4 protein-coding genes and 1 pseudogene are annotated in these 23,313 nt (G+C 72.9%); all 5 read right to left on the bottom strand.

Going from position 1 to position 23,313, the window contains the following annotated elements; genetic code table 11:
* Positions 1-20 precede the first annotated feature (20 nt).
* Positions 21-1,130, bottom strand: a complete 1,110-nt coding sequence (locus ACFWX1_RS07765) for an acyl-CoA dehydrogenase family protein (RefSeq protein ID WP_378384963.1) — start codon at positions 1,128-1,130, stop codon at positions 21-23.
* Positions 1,123-1,401 (bottom strand): acyl carrier protein, encoded by a 279-nt coding sequence (locus ACFWX1_RS07770; RefSeq protein ID WP_378384965.1) that lies wholly within the window; start codon positions 1,399-1,401, stop codon positions 1,123-1,125. Before ACFWX1_RS07770 ends, ACFWX1_RS07765 begins: the two co-directional genes overlap by 8 nt.
* Entirely contained in the window at positions 1,398-2,261 is an 864-nt protein-coding gene (locus tag ACFWX1_RS07775; RefSeq protein ID WP_378384967.1) for a 3-hydroxyacyl-CoA dehydrogenase family protein, read from the bottom strand. The genes ACFWX1_RS07770 and ACFWX1_RS07775 overlap by 4 nt, the downstream gene beginning before the upstream one ends.
* The gene (locus tag ACFWX1_RS07780; RefSeq protein WP_378384969.1) at positions 2,254-13,887 is read right to left on the bottom strand and encodes a type I polyketide synthase; all 11,634 of its coding nucleotides are present in this window, start codon (positions 13,885-13,887) and stop codon (positions 2,254-2,256) included. Before ACFWX1_RS07780 ends, ACFWX1_RS07775 begins: the two co-directional genes overlap by 8 nt.
* Before the next feature lie 51 nt (positions 13,888-13,938).
* A pseudogene (locus tag ACFWX1_RS07785) lies at positions 13,939-23,295 on the bottom strand (type I polyketide synthase); the annotation flags it as partial.
* Positions 23,296-23,313 lie beyond the last annotated feature (18 nt).

Here is a 23,313-nt window from a genome sequence, read left to right on the forward strand (position 1 = left end):
TTCCACGGGTTTCTCAGGTCTCAGAAGTGGTCGAGTGCGTGCCGGGCGAGCACGAGCCGCGAGATCTCGTTGCTGCCCTCGATGATTTCCATCAGCTTCGCGTCGCGGTACGCGCGGGCGACGACGTGCCCGTCCTCGGCACCCCAGGACGCGAGCACCTGCATCGCGACCGCCGCCGACCGCGCGGCGTGCGTGGCGCCGACATGCTTGGCGAGCACCGCCGCGACCGCCATGTCCGGCGCACCGGCGTCCCAGCGTTCGCTGGCGTACCGGCACACCTGGGTGGCCGCCTGCTCGTCGACGAACAGATCGGCCAGGTGCCCGGCGACGAGCTGGTGCTCCCCCAGCGCCTTGCCGGACTGCTCACGCAGCCGCGCCTGCGCGGTCGCCGCGCCCAGACAGGCACGCAGGATCCCGACGCAGCCCCAGGCCACCGACATGCGGCCGTAGGACAACGCCGTGGTGAACAGCAGCGGCAGGGACTGCCGCCCGCCACCGAGCACAGTGGACAGTGGCAGCCGGACGTCGTCCAGCATCACTCGCGCGTGCCCGGCCGCGCGGCAGCCGACCGGATCCGGCACCGGTTCGACACGCACGCCGGGAGCGTCCGCGGGCACCATCACCGCGGCCGCGTCCTCGCCGTGGCGCCCCAGGATCATCAGCAGGTCGGCGTAGCGCGAGCCGGTGACCCACCGCTTCTCCCCGGTGACGACCACGTCGTCGCCGTCGGGACGAATCCGCGTCGTCATGGCCGACAGGTCGCTTCCCGCGCCGGGTTCGCTGAACCCGACCGCGGCCAGCTTTCCGCCGGTCAGCTCGGCGAGATAACGCTGCCGCTGCGCCCGGTCGCCGAACCTGCGCACCGCGGTGGCGGCGATGCCCTGCGAGGTCATGATGCTGCGCAGCGAACTGCACAGGCCGCCGACGTGCGCGGTCAGCTCGCCGTTGCGCCTGCTGTCCGCGCCGAGGCCACCGAACCTCTCCGGTACCTCGGCGCACAGGACGCCCATGCCGCCGAGCTTGCGCAGGAGACCGGCCGGGAGTTCACCGGCGAGGTCCCACTCACGGGGGCCGTCGCCGATGAGCTCGTCGAGGAAGGTCAGCTCGTCCAGGAGCGCGGGCTCACCCATCCGATCCGGCACTTTCGCGCAGCCGCAGCACGAGCGCGGTCATCGCCTGCACGCTCCGGAAGTGGTCCAGCGTCAGCTCGGGCCCGACGATCTCGATGTCGTAGGCCTCTTCCAGGTGCACCACGAGCTGCATGGCGAACATCGAGGAGACCAGCCCGGCCCCGAACAGGTCCTGGTCGGGCGTCACCGGCGCCTTGATCCGTTCGCCGAGGAACTGCAGCAGTTCGGCCTCTACGGCCTTCGCGTCAATGGTCTCGTTAGCCGTGGTCATCGGGCCGTCTTTCCGTAGTCGTAGAAACCACGACCGGTTTTCCGGCCGTGCTGTCCCTCGCGGACCTTTTCGAGCATCAGGTCGCACGGGGCACATTCGGGGTCGCCGGTGCGCTCGTGGAGCACATTGAGCGAGTCGACGAGGTTGTCGATGCCGATCAGGTCGGCGGTGCGCAGCGGACCGGTCGCATGGCCGAGGCAGCCCTGCAGCAGGCCGTCGACGACCTCCGCCGAAGCGACGCCCTCCTGCACGAGCATCGCGGCGCGGTTGATGAGCGGGTGCAGGAGCCGGTTGATCACGAAGCCCGGCGCGTCCCTGATCACCAGCGCCTCGCGGCCCAGCGCGGTCAGCAGGGCGACGACCCGCTCCATGGTCGCGTCGCTCGTCGCGGTGCCGCGGATGACCTCGACCATCTTGATCAGGTACGCGGGGTTCATGAAGTGCACGCCGACCAATTCGTCGCCACGGCCCACCCAGCCGGCCATCTCGTCGATCGGGATGCACGAGGTGTTGGAGATCAGCAACGTGCCGGGACGCACGAGGCCGGCGACCTCGGTCAGCACCTTCGCCTTCGTTTCGGCGATCTCGACGACCGCCTCGATGACCGTGGTCGCGTCCGCCGCGTCCGACGGCGACGTGCTGGTGACCAGCTCACCCCGCGCACGCCCGGCGGGCAGGACGCCCATCAGCTGGGCGTGTTTGAGCTTCTGCCCGACCGTCGCGCGCGCGGTCGCCAGCACCTCGTCGGCGACGTCGACGAGCACGACCGGGACGCCGTGCCCGATCGCCAGCGCCGCGATGTTGGTTCCCATGACCCCGGCGCCGATGACGGCGAGCCGGTGTCCGGTGTGTTCACTCATCTGAACCGCCCTGTTGTTCGGCGAGCCATTCCCCGACGGCCCGCGCGGTCGTTTCGGCGTGTTCGCCGATCATCGTGAAGTGGTCCCCCGGCACGACCACCTTCGTGACGGCACCGGAGAACTCCCATGGGGAATCCGGCGCGCCGGAGACCTCCCCGGACCCGCCGCCGACCGGGTCGGCCGCGCGGACGAGCAGGGTCGGGACGTCCAGCCGCGGCAGCCCCCGCCAGTCGAACGCGTAGTAGTGGGCCAGCGCGGTGAGCCAGTCGTCACCGCCCACGTTCTCCTGTGCGTGCGCGTTCGCGAGCACCGCACCCGGCAGCGCCGCCAGGATCTCCTCCGGCACGCCCGCGCTCTCCGGGGCGAAGGTGTCGATCAGCACCAGGGCCGCGGGCGTGCTGCCCGCCTCCGCCAGCCGCGCCGCCAGCGCGTGCGCGACCAGACCGCCCGACGAGTACCCGGCGAGCGCGAACACCTTGCCGTCGACGAACTTTCGCACGCTCGCGGCGTAGACGTCCAGGAGCGCGCCGGTGTTCGCGGCCAGCGGCTCGCCGGCGGCGAACCCGGGCGTGGCGAGCGCCGACACCGCGCGCACGCCGCGGAAACCGCGCCCGAACCTGGCGAACTCCCGCGCGTCCGCCGTGCCCGCGAAGGAGGGCAGGCAGATCAGCCCCGGCAGGGCCGGGCCGCGGGAGACCGGCACCGGCGGCGGCATCCGGTCCACTTCGGACGCTCCGGCGAATTTCGGCCGGAACTCCGCCAGTCCGCTCACCAGCCGCATCACCTCGGCCGCCCGGCCTTCCCTCGCCGCGCGCAGATACAGCGTCGTCAGCGAATCCAGTGACGTGCCGGTGTCCGTACCCGACGCCGTGTACCGGCGCGGGTCCCGCGTCACCGGCGCCGAAGCGTCCTTTGTGGACATCTCATCGGCGAGCCGGGTGCACAGATACGCGGCGAGCAGCGCGGGGGTCGGGTGGTCGAAGGCGAGCGCCCCGGTCAGCCGCAGCCCGGTCACCATGCCCAGCCGGTTGCGGAACTCCACGGCGGTCAGCGAATCCAGGCCCTGTTCCAGGAAACCGCCGTCGATCTCCACCGCCTCCGGGTCGCCGTGGCCGAGTACCGCCGCCGCCTGTTCCCGCACCAGCTCGACGAGCATCCGTTCCCGTTCCGGGCCGGTGCCCCCGGCGAAGCGCTCGCGCAGCGCCGGGCCGGCGGCCACATCCTGCACCACCCGCGGCGCGGGGGCGAGACCGCGCAGCACCGCGGGCAGGCGCCCGCCCGCCCTGGCGATCGCGCGCAGCACGGGCACGTCCAGCGGCGTGGGCACGAGCAGCGCCTCGTCCCGGTCCAGTGCGAGGTCGAACAACGCCAGGCCCTGCTCGGTGCTCAGCGTGCCGATCCCGGTGCGCGCGAACTTGGCGCGGTCGGTGCTGCCCAGTCCCTCGGTCATTCCGCTCGCGTCGGCCCACAGGCCCCAGGTGAGCGACACGGCGGGCAGGCCCTCGGCACGCCGGTGCGCGGCGACGGCGTCGAGGACGCCGTTGGCCGCGGCGTAGTTGCCCTGCCCCGGCGCGCCGAGCGTGGCCGCCGCCGACGAGAACAACACGAACATGTCGAGGTCGCGGTGCCGGGTGAGCCGGTCGAGATGCCAGGCGGCGTCCGCCTTGGGCCGCATGACGGTGTCGACGCGCTCCGGGGTCAACGATCCGATCACCCCGTCGTCGAGCACCCCGGCCGCGTGCACCACCCCGGTCAGCGCCGGTTCCCGGTCGAGGACCCCGGCCAGTGCGCGCGGATCGGCGGCGTCGCACGCGGTCACCCGCACCGGCACGCCCCGGCTGGCCAGCCCGGCGGCGAGTCCGGGCACGCCCGCGGCGGACGGACCCGACCGACTGGTCAGCAGGACCTCGGCGGCCCGGCCCGCGTCGGCCAGATGCCGCGCGACCACCCCGCCCAGCGTTCCGGTCCCGCCGGTGATCAGCACGGTCCCCGCGCGGCGCGGCACGACCGGGTCCGGCGGGATGGTCAGCACGGCCTTGCCCAGCAGGCGGCCGCCCGCCACGGACCGGAAGGCTTCCGGAGCCCGGCGCACGTCCCAGGCACGCACCGGCGGCAACGGCAGCTTCCCGGTGGCGAGCAGATCCACGACTCGCGTCAGGACCTCGCCGAAGCTCACCTCCCCGACCTCCGGGGGCAGATCCACCACGACGTCCACAGTGGACGCTTTCGCTTCGAAGTCGCCGGGCGAAGCCAAATGCGCGGTGTCGAAACCGAACTCGGCGAGCGCCGCCCACCGGCCGGGCTCCGCGGTGCCGAAGACCTCGAGGCCGAGGTGCCTGGCGACGGCGGCCGCGGCCAGCCCCGCCCCGCTCGCGGCGTGACGCACCAGCACCCGCTTGCCGGGCGCGGTACCGGACAGGGCCTGCCAGGCGGCGGTGAACGCGACCGGCACGGACGCGGCGGTCGCGAACGTCCAGTCCCCGGGCATCGGCGCGAGCTGGTGCTCACCGGTCACCGCGAGCGGCCCGTACGCGCCGGGCGCCACGCCCAGCACGCGGTCGCCGGGCGCGAGCCCGCCGACCCCCGGCCCGGTCGCCACCACCACCCCGGCGATCTCCCGGCCCAGCGGACCGTTCCCGCCGAGGACGTCGGCCCGGTCGAGCCCCGCCGCACGGACCGCGACCCGCACCTGGCTCTCCTCCAGGGGCAAGGCCGGCTCCGGGCACGGCCGCAGCACGAGGTCGTCCGCCGTACCGGCGAGCCGCCACGGCTCTCCACCGGCCGGCACGGCCAAGCCTTCCGCGGGCCGCGCGAGCCGTCGCGTGCGGACGCCGTCCGCCCGCACCGCGAGTTCCGGCTCGGGCGAGCCCAGCGCCGCGACCATGGCGGCCGCCGGATCGCCGTCGCCCGCGGCGGGCAGGTCGACGAGGACCAGCCGGTCCGGATTCTCCGACTGCGCCGAGCGGACCAGGCCCCAGACCGCGGCCCCCGCGAAGTCGGTGACGTCCTCGCCGGGCGCGGTGGCGACCGCCGCCCTGGTCACCACGGCGAGCCGGGCGGGGTCGAACCGGTCCTCGGTCAGCCACTGCTGCACCAGCCCGAGAACGTCCCCGGTCACGCGCCGCGCGCGGTCCGCAGGCGACGCGCCGCCGGGTCCCGGCAGACAGGCCAGCACGATCTCCGGAGCGGGCTCGCCCGCATCGACGGCCTCCGCGAGTTCGGTGAGCGTGTCGTACGAGCCGACGTCGACTCCGGCGACGGCGAGCCCGGCGGCCAGTCCGTCCGGATCCTCGCCGAGGACGATCCACCGGCCCCGCGGAGCCGGGGACGCGACGCGCACCGGTGTCCAGTCCACTCCGAACAGCGCGTCCCCGGCTCGGGTGGCCGGGGCGGACCGGTCGGCACCGGTCGCCTTGCGCATCACCACGGAGTCCACAGTGAACACCGCGGCGCCGGTGACGTCCGCCGCGGCCATCGACAGCCCGCCGCCTTCCTCCTGGCGCAGCCGGACCCGCACGGTTTTCGCGCCGGTCGCGTGCACCGACAATCCGGTCCAGCCGAAGGAAAGCCAGGTCTCCCCGGACTCCCAGCCGCCGGTGGCGAACACCCCGGCCTGCTGGGCGGCGTCGAGCAGGGCCGGGTGCAGGCCGAACACGGCCGCGTCGGCGGCGAAGTCCTCGGGCAGCGTCGCCTCGGCGAACACGTCGGTTCCGCGTCGCCACACCGCTTCGAGCCCCTGGAACGCCGCTCCGAGCAGGTATCCGCCCTCGGCGGTGGCCGCGTAGAACCCGTCGATCCCGACCGGCTCGGCACCCACCGGCGGCCATTCGGCGAAGTCGGCGTCCCGCGCGGGCTCGACGACCTCGGCGGTCGGGGCGAGCAAGCCGGATGCGTGCCGGGTCCACGGCAGATCCTCGGCGGCCTCAGCGGGCCGCGAGTACACGCTCAGTTCGCGCCGTCCGGCGGCGTCCGGGGAGCCGACGACGGCCTGCACCCGGACCGCGCCGTCCTCCGGAAGCACCAGCGGCGCTTCCAGGGTCAGGTCCTCGACACGGGCGCAGCCGGACCGTTCGCCCGCGGCGAAGGCCAGCTCGGCGAACGCCGCGCCGGGCAGGACGGCCGTCCCGCGCACCACGTGGCCTGCCAGCCACGGATGCGTCCGCAGCGACACCCGGCCGGTGAACAGCAGTCCACCGCCCACGGCCTGGTCGACCGCCGCGCCCAGCAGAGGATGGCCGACCGGGCTGAGCCCGAGGTCCGCGGCGCCGTCCACGGCGGCGCCGTGGGGCCTTGGCCAGAACCGCTGGTGCTGGAAGGCGTAGGTCGGCAGTTCCACCCTCTGTCCACTGAGGACGGTGGACCAGTCGACGGGCAGGCCGTGCACGTGGGCCTCGGCCAGCGAGCACAGCAGCCGTGCCGCGCCGCCGTCGTCCCGGCGGAGCGTCCCGGTCAGCACGGGGTCCGGGAGATCTTCGCGCGACTCGAAGATCTCCTCGACCGCGGTGGTGAGCACGGGGTGCGCGGAGATCTCCACGAAGGTGCGGTGCCTGGACCCGGCCAGTGCCAGCACCGAATCCATGAACCGCACCCGGCGGCGCACGTTCGCGTACCAGTACGCGGCGTCCAGCGCGGTCCCGTCGAGCCACCGCGATTCGACCGTCGAGAAGAACGGGATGTCCCCCGCGGTGGGCACGATGTCCCGCAACGACTCCGCCAGCACCTCCTCGACCGGCTCGCACAGCGCGGAGTGCGCGACGAAGTCCGTCTGCGGGATGCGCCAGCGCAGCACCTTGCGGGACCGCAGTTCCCGCTCGAATTCGAGGAGCGCTTCGGGCTCGCCGGAGACCACCGTCGCGGTGGGACTGTTGACCGCGGCGACCGACAGCCGGTCGCCCCAGGGTTCGAGGATCTCCGCGGCCTGATCGGCCGGGAGCACCGCCGAGAGCATCCCGCCCTCGGCGTCCAGCTCGCTCAACGCCTTCGACCGCAGCGCCACCACCTTGGCGGCGTCGTCCAGCGACAGGATCCCGGCCACGCACGCCGCGGCGATCTCTCCCTGGCTGTGGCCGATCACCGCGTCGGGAACGATCCCGGCGGCCCGCCAGACCTCGGCCAGCGACACCATGACGGCCCACAACACCGGCTGCATCACCTCGGCGGCGTCGATACCCGGCGCGCCTTCGACGCCGTTCACCACGTCCGCAAGCGACCAGTCCACATAGGACGCCAGGGCTTCGGCGCAGTCGGCGAAGCGGGCGGCGAACACCGGCGACTCGGTGAGCAGCCGCCGCCCCATGCCCGGCCACTGGCTGCCCTGCCCGGGAAACACGAACACCACCTTGCCGGGGCCGCCGACCGGGATGGCGCCGACGACCGCACCCGCGTCCGGCTGGCCGGTGGCGACCGCGGCCAGCCGGGCGGCCAGTTCCTCGCGGTCGGCGCCGACCACCACGGCCCGGTGGCCGAAGGTGGACCGCGTGGTGGCCAGCGACCAGGCGACGTCGGCCGGGTCCAGTTCGGGACGGGCCAGGGCGAACTCGCGCAGCCGCCCTGCCTGGGCCGCCAGGCCTTCCTGGGTCCGGCCGGAAACCGGCCACGCCCGCGCGTCACCGGTGAGGACCGGGAGGCGTTCCCCGGCGACCGGCTCGTCGGGCAGGCCGGCCATCGCGGGTTCCTCGATGACGACGTGTGCGTTGGTGCCGCTGATGCCGAAGCCGGAGATCCCGGCGCGGCGCGGGTTTTCGCCCACCGGCCAGTGCACCGGCTCGGTGAGCAGCCGGACCCGGCCCGCCGCCCAGTCGATGTGGCCGGAAGGCTCCTCGGCGTGCAGCGTGCGCGGCAGGACCTGGTGCCGCATCGCCAGCACCATCTTCATGATCCCGGCGGCACCGGCCGCGGCCTGGGTGTGCCCGAGGTTGGACTTGACCGAGCCGAGCCACACCGGCCGGTCGCGGTCCTGGCCGTAGGTCGCGATCAACGCACCCGCCTCGATCGGGTCGCCCAGCACGGTGCCGGTGCCGTGCGCCTCCACCGCGTCGACGTCCGAAGTGGACAGACCGGCGTTCGCCAGCGCCGCCCGGATCACGCGCTGCTGTGACGGGCCGTTCGGCGCGGTCAGCCCGTTGGACGCGCCGTCCGAGTTCACCGCGGTCCCGCGGATCAGCGCGAGCACCGGGTGCCCGTTGCGCCGCGCGTCGGAGAGCCGTTCGACGGCCAGCATGGCCGCGCCCTCGCCCATGCCCATGCCGTCCGCGCCGGCGGAGAACGGCTTGCACCGCCCGTTTTCGGCCAGTGCCAGCGCGGAGCCGAACCCGAACGCGCCCGGTGTCGGCATCACGGTGACACCGCCCGCCAGCGCCAGCCCGCACTCCCCCGACCGCAGTGCCTGGACCGCGAAGTGCAAGGCCACCAGCGAAGAGGAACACGCGGTGTCCACCGTCACCGCGGGTCCTTCCAGGCCGAGGGTGTACGAGACGCGTCCGGAAAGGACACTGCCGCCGTCGCTGGCCGGGGTGTAGCCCAGCATGGAGCTCTTGGCGAGGACGTTGGCGTAGACCTGCAGCCAGCCGCCCGCGAACACCCCGGTCCGAGAACCCTTCAGCGACACCGGATCGATCCCCGCCCGCTCCAGCGCCTCCCACGAAACCTCCAGCAGCAACCGCTGCTGCGGATCCATCGCCAACGCCTCACGCGGCGAAATCCCGAAAAACCCCGGATCGAACTCGGCGGCGTCCTGGACGAAGCCGCCTTCCCGGCCGTAGAGCCCTTTGATGTCCCAGCCGCGGTCCTGGGGAAACGGCGAAATGGCGTCGGTGCCCGCGGCCAGCAGCTCCCACAGCTGTTCGGGGCTGGCCACGCCGCCGGGGAACCGGCAGCCCATACCGACGATGGCGATCGGGTCGTCGTCGGCCGCGGCGGCGAAAACCGGCTCGGCCGAAGCGGTTCCGGCGCCGAACAGCTCGCCGAGCAGATGGCCCGCGAGCGCGGTGGCGGAGGGGTAGTCGAAGACCAGGGTCGACGGCAACCGCAGGCCGCTGACCTCGGCGAGCCGGTCGCGCAGCTCGACCGCGGTGACCGAATCGAAGCCGAGGTCACGGAACGCCCTGCCGGGCTCGACGTCCTCGGCGCCGGAGTGGCCGAGCACGGCGGCGGCCTCGGCGCGGACGAGACCGGTCAGCACCTCCTCCCGTTCCGCGGGCGACAGCGGGGAAAGCCGGCCGGCCAGCTCACCCCCGGCGGCACGTCCGGCATCCTCACCGTCCTTTTCGGACCCGTTGAGCGCGCGGACGGCCTCGGGCAGCGTGGCGATCAGCGGGCTGGGGCGGCGCAGGGTGAACGTCGGGGCGAACCGCGCCCAGTCCACGTCGGCGACCGCGAGCAGCCCGTCGCCGTTGTCGAGTGCCTGGGCCAGCGCCTGGATCCCCCGCTCGGGATCCATCGCCCGGAGCCCGTAGCGGCGCAGCTGGTCACCCGCGTCGCCCGCGCCCATTCCACCCCCGCCCCACAGGCCCCAGGCCACCGAGGTGGCGGCGAGGCCACGGGCGCGGCGGGACTCGGCGAGCGCGTCGAGGGCGGCGTTGGCCGCGGCGTACCCGGCCAGCAGACCACTGCCCCAGGTCGCGGCGCCCGAGGAGAACACCACGAACGCGTCCAGGTCCAGGCCCGCGGTCAGTTCGTCGAGATGCACCGCCCCCGCCACCTTCGCGGCGGAGACGTCGGCGAGCTGTTCGACGGTGGTGTCCTGGACGAAGGCGGCCCTCGCGACCCCGGCGGAGTGCACGATCGAGGACAACGCGGGCCCGGTCGCGGCGATCCGGTCCAGGAGCCCGGCGGTCCGGGCCCGCTCGGCGGTGTCGCAGGCGATGACGTCCACCGCGCTCCCCCGGCCGGCGAGTTCGGCCACCAGCGCGGGCACGTCCGCGGCGGCCGGGCCGGAGCGGCTGGTCAGCACGATCCTCGGCGCGCCGCGCTCGGCGAGCAGCGCGCCCGTGCGACCACCGATCAGCCCGGTGCCGCCGGTGATCAGCACCGTGCCGCGGGGCGTGTACGGTGCGCGACCCGCACGCGGCCGCGAGGCGCGGACCAGCCTGCGGGCGAGCAGGCCCGCGGCACGGATCGCGACCTGGTCCTCGCCGATGCCCGCCAGCACCGCGCACATCCTGGCCGCGGCCCGTTCGTCCTCAGTGGACGGAAGATCGATCAGGCCGCCCCAGCGTTCGGGCAGTTCGAGGCCGGCGACCTGGGCCAGGCCCCACACCTGGGCCTGCGACGGAGACGGCGGCGCGTCCGTTCCGGCGGCCACGGCACCCGAGGTCAGCGCCCACAGTGACCCGGTGACCCCGGCGTCGGCCAGTGCCTGGACCAGCGCCAGCGTGGCGGCGACGCCGGTGGGTACGACCGGGTGCCCCGGCAGCGGCGCCTCGTCGAGTGCCAGCAGCGACACGATGCCCGCGAAGTCTCCGGCGGGCAGGGCCTCGGCGAGGCCCGCGCGGTCGGCCGCCCCGGTCTCGACGAGCCGGACCTCCGCGCCGCACTGGCGCAGCGCCCGCACCTGGGCGTCGGCCTGCGCCGCGTTCCTGGCGACCACGAGCCAGGTTCCGGACAGCACCGCGGTGGCCGGCTCGGCCACCGGCTCCCAGGTGATCCGGTACCGCCAGCCCGTGACGGCGGAATCCTCGCGGTTCCGCCGTCGCCAGGAGGCCAGCGCGGGCACGACGTCGGCCAGCTGCCGATCCTCCAGTGCCAGCGTGCCGGCCAGCTCGCCCAGGTCGCCGTCCTCCACCGCGGCCCAGAAACCCGCGTCGACGGTGCTTTCGCCGTCCACTTCGGACACCGCGCGCTCGACGGCAGGCCAGTATCGGCGGTGCTGGAAGGCGTAGGTAGGCAGCGTGACAGCCTGTCCACTGAGGATGGTGCGCCAGTCGACGCCGGCACCCCGCACATAGGCCTCGGCGAGCGAGGTCAGCAGGCGCGGGGCGCCCCCGTCGTCGCGGCGCAAGGTGCCGACGGCGATCGGCGGTTCGGCCCCGCCGCCGAGCGTGTCGGCGATGGCCCCGGTGAGCACCGGATGCGGCGACGTCTCGACGAAGATCTCGTGCCCGGCCCCGCCCAGCGTCCGGACGGCCCGCTCGAATTCGACCGGCTCGCGCAGGCTGGCGTGCCAGTACTCCGCGTCCATTTCCGGCCCGGTCAGGAATTCCCCGCTCATCGCCGAGATCATCGGGATCCCGGCCCGGCGCGGGGAAATCCCGCGCAGCGCGGTGAGGATCTCCTCCCGCAGGGCGTCCACCTGCGCGGAGTGCGAGGCGTAGTCGACCTGCACCAGCCGCGTCCGCACGTCCGGGCAGGACCCGGCGAGTTCGCGCAGTGCTTCGGGATCACCGGAGACGATCGTCGTCACCGGGCCGTTCACGGCGGCGACGGCGAGGCGCTCGCCCCAGGGCACGATCCGCTCCCGGACCGCGTCCGCGGCCTCGGCGACCGACATCATCCCGCCCTTGCCCGCGAGCACCCGCAAAGCCTTGCTGCGCAACGCGACCACCCGGGCGGCATCCTCAAGGGACAGAATCCCGGACACCGCGGCCGCCGCGATTTCACCCTGCGAGTGACCCACTACCGCGTCCGGCACGACGCCAGCGGCACGCCAGACCTCGGCAAGCGACACCATCACAGCCCAAAGCGCGGGCTGCACCACGTCCGCCGCCTCAAACCCATGCTTGCCATCCAGCACATCGTCCAGTGACCAGTCCACAAAGGACGACAACGCCGCACCACACTCGGCCAGCCGCGCCGCGAACACCGGCGAACACGACGCCAGCTCACGACCCATGCCGACCCACTGACTTCCCTGACCGGGAAACACGAACACCGTCCGGCCCACACCACCGGGTGCCACCGCACCGGTCACCACCGACGCGGCGGGCTCGCCGGTCGCCACCGCGGCCAGCCCGGCGGCCAGCTCCTCGCGGCCGCCGCCCAGGACCACGGCCCGCCGGTCGAACGCCGACCGCGTCGTCGCCAGCGACCACGCGACGTCCGCGGGCTCCAGCTCGGGGCGGGCCAGCACGTGCTCGCGCAGCCTGCCGGCCTGTGCCGCGAGCGCCGGGGCACCCCGCCCGGAGACCAGCCACGGCACGACTTTCGCCCCCTCCAGCACGGCGGGCCGCTCGACGGCCTGGGTCTCCTCGCCGTCCCCGTCGCCGGTCGCGTCCGCGATGTCCTCTTCGGACGGAGCGGCCGGGGCCTCCTCGAAGATGATGTGCGCGTTGGTGCCGCTGATCCCGAACGCCGACACCGCCCCGCGGCGCGGGCGCTCGCCTTCCGGCCACGGCAGCGCGTCCTGCAGCAGCCGGACATTGCCCGAGGCCCAGTCGACGTGCGGGGACGGTTCGGCCGCGTGCAGCGTCGCCGGCATCACGCCATGGCGCAGCGCCAGCACCATCTTGATCACGCCGGCGATCCCGGCGGCCTGCTGGGCGTGGCCGATGTTGGACTTCACCGAGCCCAGCCACAACGGGTTCTCCGCCGGACGGCCCTGTCCGTAGGTGGCCAGCAGCGCCTGCGCTTCGATCGGGTCGCCGAGTTCGGTGCCGGTGCCGTGTGCCTCGACGAGGTCGACGTCGCCCGTGGTCAGCCGGGCGCCGGCAAGGGCGGCCTTGATGACCCGGCGCTGTGACGGGCCGTTGGGGGCGGCGAGGCCGTTGGACGCGCCGTCCTGGTTGACCGCGCCGCCCGTGACGACCGCCAGTACCTCGTGGCCGTTGCGGCGTGCGTCGGAAAGCCGTTCGAGCAGGACCATCCCCGCGCCTTCGGCGATGCCCATGCCGTCGGCCGAGGCGGCGAACGCCTTGCACCGGCCGTCGGCGGCGAGCACCCGCTGCCGTGAGAAGCCGACGAACTCACCGGGGTCCGCCATCACGGTCACCCCGCCGGCCAGGGCGAGCGAGCATTCCTCGTTCCGCAGGGCCTGGCAGGCCAGGTGCAGGGCGACCAGCGACGAGGAGCACGCGGTGTCGACGGTGATCGCGGGTCCCTCCAGCCCCAGGGTGTAGGACACCCGCCCGGAGATCACGCTGGTCACGTTGCCGGTGATCAGGTGCCCCTCGGCGCCCTCCATCCCGGCGCCCGCGCTGAGGTATCCCGACGGGGCGGCCCCGGCGAACACCCCGGTCGGCGAGCCGCGCAGCGACTCCGGGTCGACGCCCGCGGCTTCGATGGCCTCCCACGCGACCTCGAGCAGCAGGCGCTGCTGCGGGTCCATGGCCAGCGCCTCACGCGGGGAAATCCCGAAAAACCCGGCGTCGAAGTCGGCCGCCCCGTGCAGGAAGCCGCCCTGGACGACGTAGGTCGTGCCGTTCCTGTCCGGGTCCGGGTCGAACAGGCCCTCGGTGTCCCAGCCGCGGTCGGCCGGGAACCCGGAGATCGCGTCCCCGCCGGAGGCGAGCAGCTCCCACAGCCGCCCGGGGCCGGTCACCCCGCCGGGATACCGGCAGCCCATGCCGACGACGGCGATCGGCTCACGGTCCCGCTCGCTCACCTCACGCAGCCGCGCGCGCGTCTTGCGCAGTTTCGCGGTCACCTGCTTGAGGTACTCGAGGAGCTTGTCCTCGTTCTGCATCGTCGTCACGTCCTTCTCACCGGGCAAGTGCTGGCGGGCTGGGTCACACGGGACCCGGGGTCATTCGAGATCGGGGTCGTTCAACTCGTCTTCGAGGAGCGCGAACATCTCGTCCGCGGTCGCGCCCTCCAGTGCGCGTTCCGCCGCGGCGTCCTCGGCGGCCCTCGCCGAGGGCCGGGCGCGGAACCGCTGCGCGAGTGCTTCCAGCCGCGCGGCGATTTCCGCCCTCGCCGCCTCGTCCGGCGGCGTGAGCGTCGCGGCCAGCCGGTCGAACTCGTCGAGCACGGCACCGTGTCCTTGCTCCGCTCCGGAGATCTCCGTCCACAGGTGCTCGGCCAGCACGGCCGAATTCGGGTAGTCGAAGATCACCGTGGCCGGCAGTTTCAGCCCGGTGGCCGCGGTGAGCTGGTTGCGCAACTCGACCGCCGTCAGCGAATCGAAGCCCATGTCCCGGAACGCGCGGTTCGCGGGCACCTCGCCCGCCGAACCGTGGCCGAGGACCGCAGCCGCGTGCGTGCGGACCAGGTCGGTGACGATCCGCAGCCGTTCGGCGTGCGGCACCGACGCCAGCCGCTCGGCCAGCTCCCCGCGCTCGTTCGCGCGCTCTTCGGAAACCTCTTCCAGTGCACGGACTTCGGGGATCCGGTCCAGCAGCGGACGGGGCCTTGCCGCGGTGAACACCGGCGCGAACCGGGCCCAGTCGACATCCGCCACCGCCAAGAACGTCTCGTCATCGTCGAGCGCCTGCCCCAGCGCGGTCAGCGCCCGCTCCGGATCCAGGAAGTTCATCCCCTGCCGCAGCAACCGGTGCGGGGTGACACTGCCCGGCTTGTGGTCCATGATCGCGTCCACCGCGTCCCAGTCGCGGGTGTCCCAGACGCCCCAGGCGATCGACGTCCCCGGCAGGCCCCTGGCACGCCGCGACTCGGCCAGCGCGTCGAGGTAGGCATTGCCCGCGGCGTAGGCGCCGTGATCGTTACTGCCCCAGGTCGCCGAAATCGACGAGAACAGAACGAACGCGTCCAGATCCAGACCCGCGGTCAGCTCGTCGAGCCACAACGCACCCGCCGCCTTGGCACCGAGCGAGATCGACAGACCGGTGACGTCGGTGTTCTCGAGCCGGGACAGGTAGGGCGCGTTCGCGGAGTGCAGGACGGCCGACAACGGTGGCCCGTCGGAACCGATCCGGTCCAGCAACCCGGAAACCTCGGCACGATCCGCGGTGTCACAGCAGACGACGTCGACCCGGGACCCGGCCTCGGCCAACTCCGCCGCAAGCTCCGGAACACCGGGCGCCCCGGGACCCGAGCGGCTGGTCAGAACGACCCTCGGCGCACCCCGCCCGGCCAGCCACGCCCCGACCCGCGCCCCGATCGACCCGGTACCCCCGGTCAGCAGCACGGTGCCGCGCGGGGCCCAGCGGTCTTCGCGTTCCCGGCTGGGCTCGGCACGGACCAGGCGGCGGGCCAGGACCCCGCTGTGCCGGACGGCGACCTGATCCTCCTCGCCGCGGGCCAGCACCGCGCAGAGTCCCGCGGCCGCCCGCGCGTCCCAGTCCCCCGGGAGATCGATCAGACCGCCCCAGCGGTCCGGATGTTCCAGCCCCGCCGCCCGGCCGAGACCCCAGACCTGTGCCTGCACCGGGCTGGTCAGCACGTCGCCGGGCCCGGCCGCCACCGCGCCCCGGGTGAGCACCCACAGCGGAGCGGCGATTCCGGCATCCCCCATCGCCTGTACCAGCGCCAGCGTGGCGGCCAGGCCGCGGGACACCGTGGGGTAACCGTCCACACGCGACTCGTCGAGGGCGAGCAGAGACAGTATGCCCGCGATTTCCCCGGTGGGAAGCCGTTTCGCGAGGGTGTCCCGGTCCACTGTGCTCTCGGCCAGCACGACGACGTCGGCGCCGTGGTCCTCCATCGTCCGCACGTATTCCCGCGTGGACTCACTGTCGTCGGCGACGACCACCCAGGTGCCGGGCAGGACCACGACGTCCGGCTCGGCGACCGGGGCCCAGGTGATCCGGTACCGCCAGTTCGCCACGGCCGAGCGCTCGCGCTCGCGGCGGCGCCAGCCGGCCAGCGCGGGCAGGACCTCCGCCAGGCTGTGGTCGTCGACGGCGAGGAGGCCGGCCAGTTCGTGGGTGTCGCCGTTCTCGACGGCGGTCCAGAACCCGGACTCGCCGGGCCCGGCCTCGCGGGCGGGCGGGACGGCGGCCACCGGCTCCGGCCAGAAACGCTGTCGCTGGAAGGCGTACGTCGGCAGGTCCACCGCCGGGCCAGGACGCAGGACGGTCGTCCAGTCGACCTCGGCACCGCGGACGTAGGCCTCGGCGAACGACGTCAGCAATCGTTCGGCGCCACCCTCGTCCCGGCGCAGCGTGCCGACGACGAGAGCGTCGTCCAGCGTGTCGGTGATCGCGGCCGTGAGCACGGCGTGCGGCGAGGTCTCGATGAACACCCCATGGCCGTTCTCGCCGAGTGTCCGCACGGCCTTCTCGAACTCCACCGTCTCCCGCAGACTCGCGTACCAATACTCCGGATCCATCTCCGGACCGGACACCATCTCCCCGTTCAACGCCGAAATCATGGGAATCTCCGCCTCGCGCGGCGCGATACCGTCCAAAACGGACAGAATATCCTCCCGCAACGCATCCACCTGCGACGAATGCGACGCGTAATCCACCGGGATGACCTTCGTCCGCACCTCAGGACACGAATCCGCAAGCTCTCGCAACGCCTCCGGTGTACCGGACACCACCGTCGACAAAGGACCATTCACCGCAGCCAGCGACAATCGCTCACCCCAGGACGCGATCCGTTCCCGAACCGCGTCCGCGGGCTCGGCGATCGACATCATCCCGCCCTTACCCGCGAGCACCCGCAAAGCCTTGGAGCGCAAAGCAACCACCCGAGCAGCGTCCTCAAGGGACAGAATCCCCGACACCGCGGCCGCCGCGATCTCACCCTGCGAATGACCCACCACCGCGTCCGGCACGACGCCAGCAGCACGCCACACCTCAGCCAGCGACACCATCACAGCCCAGAGCGCAGGCTGGACCACGTCCGCCGCCTCAAAACCATGCTTACCCGCCAGCACGTCCTCAAGGGACCAGTCCACAAAGGACGACAACGCCGCACCACACTCAGCCAGCCGCGCCGCGAACACCGGCGAAACACGTGCCAGCTCACGGCCCATGCCGACCCACTGACTCCCCTGACCCGGGAACACGAACACCGTCCGGCCCGCACCTCCCGGCGTCGTGGCTCCGGTGACCACGCCCACGGCGGGCTGACCGGTCGCCACCGCGGCCAGACCCGCGGCGAGGTCCGCACCGGTCACCACCGCCCGGTGCTCGAACGCCGACCTTGTCGTCGCCAAGGACCACGCCACCTCCGCGGCGTCCAGCTCCGGACGGCCCACCACGAACTCGCGGAGCCTGCCCGCCTGCGCGGCCATGCCGTCCTTCGACGCACCGGAAATCAGCCACGCGGGCGAGCCGGAAATCAGCACGGGAGCGGGCTGGAGCACGGCAGGCGCGGGTACCGGATCCGGGGCCTCTTCGAGGATGACGTGCGCGTTGGTGCCGCTGATCCCGAAGGCCGACACCCCCGCGCGGCGCGGGCGTTCGCCGGCGGCCCACGGCACCGGTTCGGTGAGCAGCCGGACGTTCCCGGCCGCCCAGTCGACGTGCGGGGAGGGCTCGTCGGCGTGCAGGGTTCTCGGCAGCTCTCCGTTCCGGAGCGCCATGACCATCTTGATCACCCCGGCCACCCCGGCCGCGGTCTGGGCGTGCCCGATATTCGACTTCACCGACCCCAGCCACAACGGCCTGTCCCCGGCCCGATCCTGGCCGTAGGTGGCCAGCACGGCGTGTGCCTCGATCGGGTCACCGAGCGAGGTCCCGGTCCCATGCGCTTCGACAGCATCGACGTCCGAAGTGGACAGACCGGCGTTCGCCAGCGCCGCGCGGATCACCCGTCGCTGCGAAGGACCGTTCGGCGCGGCGAGACCGTTCGACGCGCCGTCCTGGTTCGTGGCGGTACCCCGGATCACGGCGAGCACCTGGTGCCCGTTGCGCCGGGCGTCGGAAAGCCGTTCCAGGACGACGACACCCGCGCCCTCGCCCCAGCCGATCCCGTCGGCCCCGGCCCCGAACGCCTTGCAGCGACCGTCCGCGGCCATCCCGCCCTGCTGGGAGAACTCCATGAACGCGCCGGGCGTCGAGAGCACCGCGACACCGCCGGCCAGCGCCATCGAGCACTCACCCGACCGCAGCGCCTGCACCGCGAGATGCAGCGCCACCAGGGAAGACGAGCACGCGGTGTCCACCGTGACCGCGGGGCCTTCCAGCCCCAGCGTGTAGGAGATCCGGCCGGAGATCACCGCGGTCAGCCCGCCGGTGAGCAGGTAACCCTCGGAGCCGGTCTCACCGCCCGCGAGGCCCATGCCGTAGCCCGCGTAGGTCGCGCCGACGAACACGCCGGTCTTGGATCCCTTGAGTGACCGGGGATCCAGTCCGGTCCGCTCCAGCGCTTCCCACGACACCTCCAGCAGCACCCGCTGCTGCGGGTCCATCGCCAGCGCCTCACGCGGAGAAATCCCGAAGAACCCCGCGTCGAACTCCGCCGCGTCGTAGACGAAAGCCCCTTGGCGTGTATAAGCCTCACCGGAAGTGACCTCCTCGGTGCCATACGCCTGCTCGACGATGTCCCAGCCGCGGTCGGCCGGGAACCCGGAGATCGTGTCGGTGCCCGAAGCCAGCAGATCCCACAGCTTCTCCGGGCTGCTCGCGCCGCCGGGATAGCGGCAGCCCATGCCGACGATCGCCAGCGGCTCCCCGTCGGCGGCCGCGAGCACGGGTTCGCTCCCCCGCTCGTCCCCGGCGCCCAGCAGTTCGGCACGCAGGAATCCGGCGAGCGCCACCGCGTTCGGGTGATCGAAGATCAGCGTCGAAGGCAGCTTGATCCCCGAGGCCTCGGTGAGCCGGTTGCGCAGTTCGACCGCGGTCAGCGAATCGAACCCGAGATCCTTGAACGCCCGGTCGGCGCTCAGCGCGTCCGCGGAGGCGTGCCCCAGCACTGCGGCGGCTTCGGCCCGCACCAGTTCGGTGAGCAGCCTGCCTTGCTCCATTTCGGACAGTCCGGCCAGCCGCCTGCCCAGCTCGGTGTCCGGAGCACCCGGCCCCGGATCCTGTCCGTCGAGGATTTCCCCGACGTCGGGCAGGGAGGCGATGAGCGGGCTCGGGCGGCGCAGGGTGAAGGTCGGGGCGAACTTCGCCCAGTCGATGTCGGCCAGCGCGACCGCGCCCTCGCCCGCGTCCAGCACCTGGGCGAGCGCCTGGATACCGAGGGCGGGGTCGATGTCCCGCAGGCCGTAGCGGCGCAGCTGCTCCCCGGCGGCGCCCGCGACCATCCCGCCGCCACCCCACAGCCCCCAGGCGACCGACGTCGCGGCCTTGCCGCGGGCGCGCCGGCTGTCGGCGAGCGCGTCGAGGTGGGCGTTGGCCGCCGCGTAGCCCGCGAGCAGGCCGCTGCCCCAGATCGCCGCTCCGGAGGAGAACATCACGAACGCGTCGAGGTCACCGGTCAGCTCGTCGAGCCACCGCGCACCGGCGACCTTGCCCGCCATCGCGGCGGACAGGCCGGCGACCGTGGTGTCGGCGATCGCGCCGCCGTCTCCGACGCCCGCGGCGTGCACAACGGCCGACAGTTCCGGTCCGATCCGGGCGAGGAGCCCGGCGACCTGGGCGCGAGCGGCGATGTCCCCGGCGAGGACGTCGACCGCCGCGCCGCGGGAGGCCAGGTCGGCCACCAGTTCGGCGACCCCGGCGGCGCCCGGTCCGGAACGGCTGGTCAGCACGACACGTCCGGCGCCGCGCCCGGCCAGCCAGCGGCCGACGTGCCCGCCGATGGCGCCGGTACCGCCGGTGATCAGCGTGGCGCCACGCGGCTTCCACTCGGTGGTCGCGGTGGGCCGCGGGGCGTGGACGAGCCGCCGCGCGAGGATGCCGGTGGGGCGCAGGGCGACCTGGTCCTCGCCGAGACCCGCGAGCACCGCGCACAGCCGGGCCGCGGTGCCCTCGTCCCCTGCCGGTGGCAGATCGACGAGACCGCCCCAGCGGTCGCCGTGTTCGAGCGCGGCGACCCGGCCGAATCCCCACACCTGCGCCTGCGCCGGGCTGGGCAGCCGCTCGCCGGGCACGGCGGCCACCGCACCGCGGGTGAGTACCCACAGCGGGGCGGTGATGCCCTCCTCGCCCAGTGCCCGCACGAGCCGCAGGGTCGCGGCGAGGCTGTTCGGGACCACCGGGAACTCCGTGTCCGGCGTCTCGTCCATGGCCAGTACCGACACGATCCCGGTGATCTCACCGGCCGGGATCTCGTTCAGCCGCCCGGGATCGGCCGTGACGACCTCGGCGCCTTGACGGGAGAGCGCTTCCGCGATTTCCGGGGACTCACCGACGAGCAGCCAGGTGCCGGACAGCATCGCGGCGCCGGATCCGGTGACCGGTACCCAGGTGATCCGGTAGCGCCAGCCCGCGACCACGGAGCCTTCGCGTTCGCTGCGCCGCCAGGACGCCAGCGCGGGCAGCACCTCCCCGAGCGACGAGTCGTCCACGCCGAGTTCCGCGGCGAGCCCGCGAACGTCACCACGTTCCACGGCGGTCCAGAACGCGCTGTCCCCGGCGGTGTCCGCGCTGACGGTGACCGGCTCGGGCCAGTAGCGCTCGTGCTGGAAGGCGTAGGTGGGCAGCTCGACGGTCTCGCCGGTCTTCAGCACGCTGGCCCAGTCGACGCCGGCACCGCGAGTGAACGCCTCCGCGAACGACGTCAGCAACCGTTCGGCGCCACCCTCGTCGCGGCGTAGCGTTCCCACCACGACCGGCTCGTCGAGCGTGTCGGTGATCGCGGCCGTGAGCACAGCATGCGGTGACGTCTCGATGAAGACACCGTGGCCGTTCTCGCCGAGCGTGCGGATGGCGCGTTCGAATTCGACCGTCTCCCGCAGACTCGCGTACCAGTACTCGGGATCCATGTCGGGGCCACTCAACATCTCGCCACTCAACGCCGAAATCATCGGGATCCCCGCCTCGCGCGGCGCGATACCGTCCAAAACGGACAGAATCTCACCCCGCAACGCATCCACCTGCGCACTATGCGAGGCGTAATCCACCGGGATGACCTTCGTCCGCACCTCAGGACACGACTCGGCTAGTTCCCGCAGAGCGCCGGGATCACCCGACACCACCGTCGACAATGGACCATTCACCGCGGCCAGCGAAAGACGATCACCCCACGCTGCGATCCGCTCCCGGACCGCGTCCGCGGGCTCGGCGATCGACATCATCCCGCCCTCACCCGCAAGCGCGGTCAACGCCTTGGAGCGCAAAACAACCACACGAGCAGCGTCCTCAAGCGACAGAATCCCCGCCACCACCGCCGCCGCGATCTCACCCTGCGAATGCCCCACCACCGCATCCGGCACAACACCGGCAGCACGCCACACCTCGGCAAGCGACACCATCACCGCCCAGAGCGCGGGCTGAACAACATCCGCCGCCTCAAAGCCGTGCTTACCGTCCAGCACATCATCCAGCGACCAGTCCACAAAGGACGACAACGCCGACGCACACTCCGCCAGCCGAGCAGCGAACACCGGCGAAACCGCGGCCAGCTCACGGCCCATGCCGACCCACTGACTCCCCTGACCGGGAAACACGAACACCGTCCGGCCCGGGGAAGACGGCGCCGTGCCGGTGACCACACCCGCCGCCGGACGGCCGGAAGCCACCGCCGCGAGACCGGCGGTCAGCTCGTCGCGGCCGGTACCCAGCACGACGGCACGGTTTTCGAAGGCGGACCGGGTCGTCACCAGCGACCACGCCACATCCGCAGCGTCCAGCCCGGGACGTGACACCACGAACTCCCGCAGCCGCCCCGCCTGCGCGCGCAGCCCTTCCGCACCACGCCCGGACACCGTCCACACCGGACCCGGCGACGCCAGGACCGGCATCCGCGACTCGACGTCAGTATCCTCTGGGGACTCCCCGACGACGACCGGCGCTTCCTCGACGATGACGTGCGCGTTGGTCCCGCTCATCCCGAACGACGACACCCCGGCGCGACGCGGGCGATCCCCGGCAGGCCACGACACGGCCTCCGTGAGCAGCCGGACATTGCCCGACGACCAGTTCACATGCGGGGTCGGTTCCGCGACGTGCAACGTCCGGGGCAGTTCGGCACGCTGCAACGCCATGACCATCTTGATCACGCCCGCGACCCCGGAAGCCTGCTGTGTGTGGCCGATGTTCGACTTCAGCGACCCCAGCCACAACGGCTCCGCCCGATCCTGCCCATAGGTCGCCAACAGCGCCTGCGCCTCGATCGGATCACCCAGCGTCGTCCCGGTCCCATGCGCCTCCACGACGTCGACGTCGGCGACCGAGAGCCGGGCGTTGTCGAGCGCCGCCCGGATGACCCGCCGCTGTGAGGGGCCGTTCGGCGCGGTCAGGCCGTTGGACGCGCCGTCCTGATTGATCGCACTCCCGGACACAACCGCCAGCACACGATGCCCATGGCGCCGCGCGTCCGACAACCGCTCGACCACCAGCACCGCGGCGCCCTCGGACCACCCCGTCCCGTCGGCATCCGCCGAAAACGACTTACACCGCCCATCAGCGGAAAGCCCTTGCTGACGCGAGAACTCCGCGAACGTCCCCGGCGTGGCCATCACCGTCACACCACCGACGAGCGCCAGCCCGCATTCCCGCTGCCGCAACGCCTGCACCGCCAAGTGCAACGCCACCAACGACGACGAACACGCGGTGTCCACAGTGACCGCAGGCCCCTCCAACCCCAGCGTGTACGACACCCGGCCGGAAATCACACTCCCGGCATTGCCCGTCATCAGATAGCCCTCGGCGCCGGTGCTGTTCCCGGCGAACCCGGCGGCGTAGCCGGAGGTCGCCGCCCCGGCGAAGACTCCGGTCCGCGAGCCCTTCAGCGAAACAGGATCAACACCCGCACGCTCCAACGCCTCCCACGACACCTCCAGCAACAACCGCTGCTGCGGATCCATCGCCAACGCCTCACGCGGCGAAATCCCGAAAAAGCCCGCATCGAACTCCGCCGCGTCATAGACGAACCCGCCTCGCCGGGCGTAGTCCGATTCGACGTCGCCCCCGGCGACGTCCCAGCCGCGGTCGGCGGGGAAACCGGACACCGCGTCCGTCCCCGCGGTGACCAGCTCCCACAGGTCCTCCGGGCCGCGTGTCCCACCGGGCAGGCGGCAGCCCATACCCACCACGGCGATCGGCTCGTGGGCACGCTCCTGGACATCCTGCAGCCGCTGCCGCGTCTCGTGGAGACTCTTCGTCGTCCACTTCAGGTAATCGCGCAGAGTTTCTTCGTCCGCCACCGCTACCTCATTCGCCGT

The sequence above is a fragment of the Amycolatopsis sp. NPDC059021 genome (assembly GCF_042739895.1).
Lineage (GTDB): Bacteria > Actinomycetota > Actinomycetes > Mycobacteriales > Pseudonocardiaceae > Amycolatopsis.

What these genes read in the sequence shown, in the direction of transcription:
- ACFWX1_RS07775 (WP_378384967.1), bottom strand. Translation starts at nt 2,261, where the DNA reads ATGAGTGAACACACCGGACACCGGCTCGCCGTCATCGGCGCCGGGGTC.
- ACFWX1_RS07770 (WP_378384965.1), bottom strand. Translation starts at nt 1,401, where the DNA reads ATGACCACGGCTAACGAGACCATTGACGCGAAGGCCGTAGAGGCCGAA.
- ACFWX1_RS07765 (WP_378384963.1), bottom strand. Translation starts at nt 1,130, where the DNA reads ATGGGTGAGCCCGCGCTCCTGGACGAGCTGACCTTCCTCGACGAGCTC.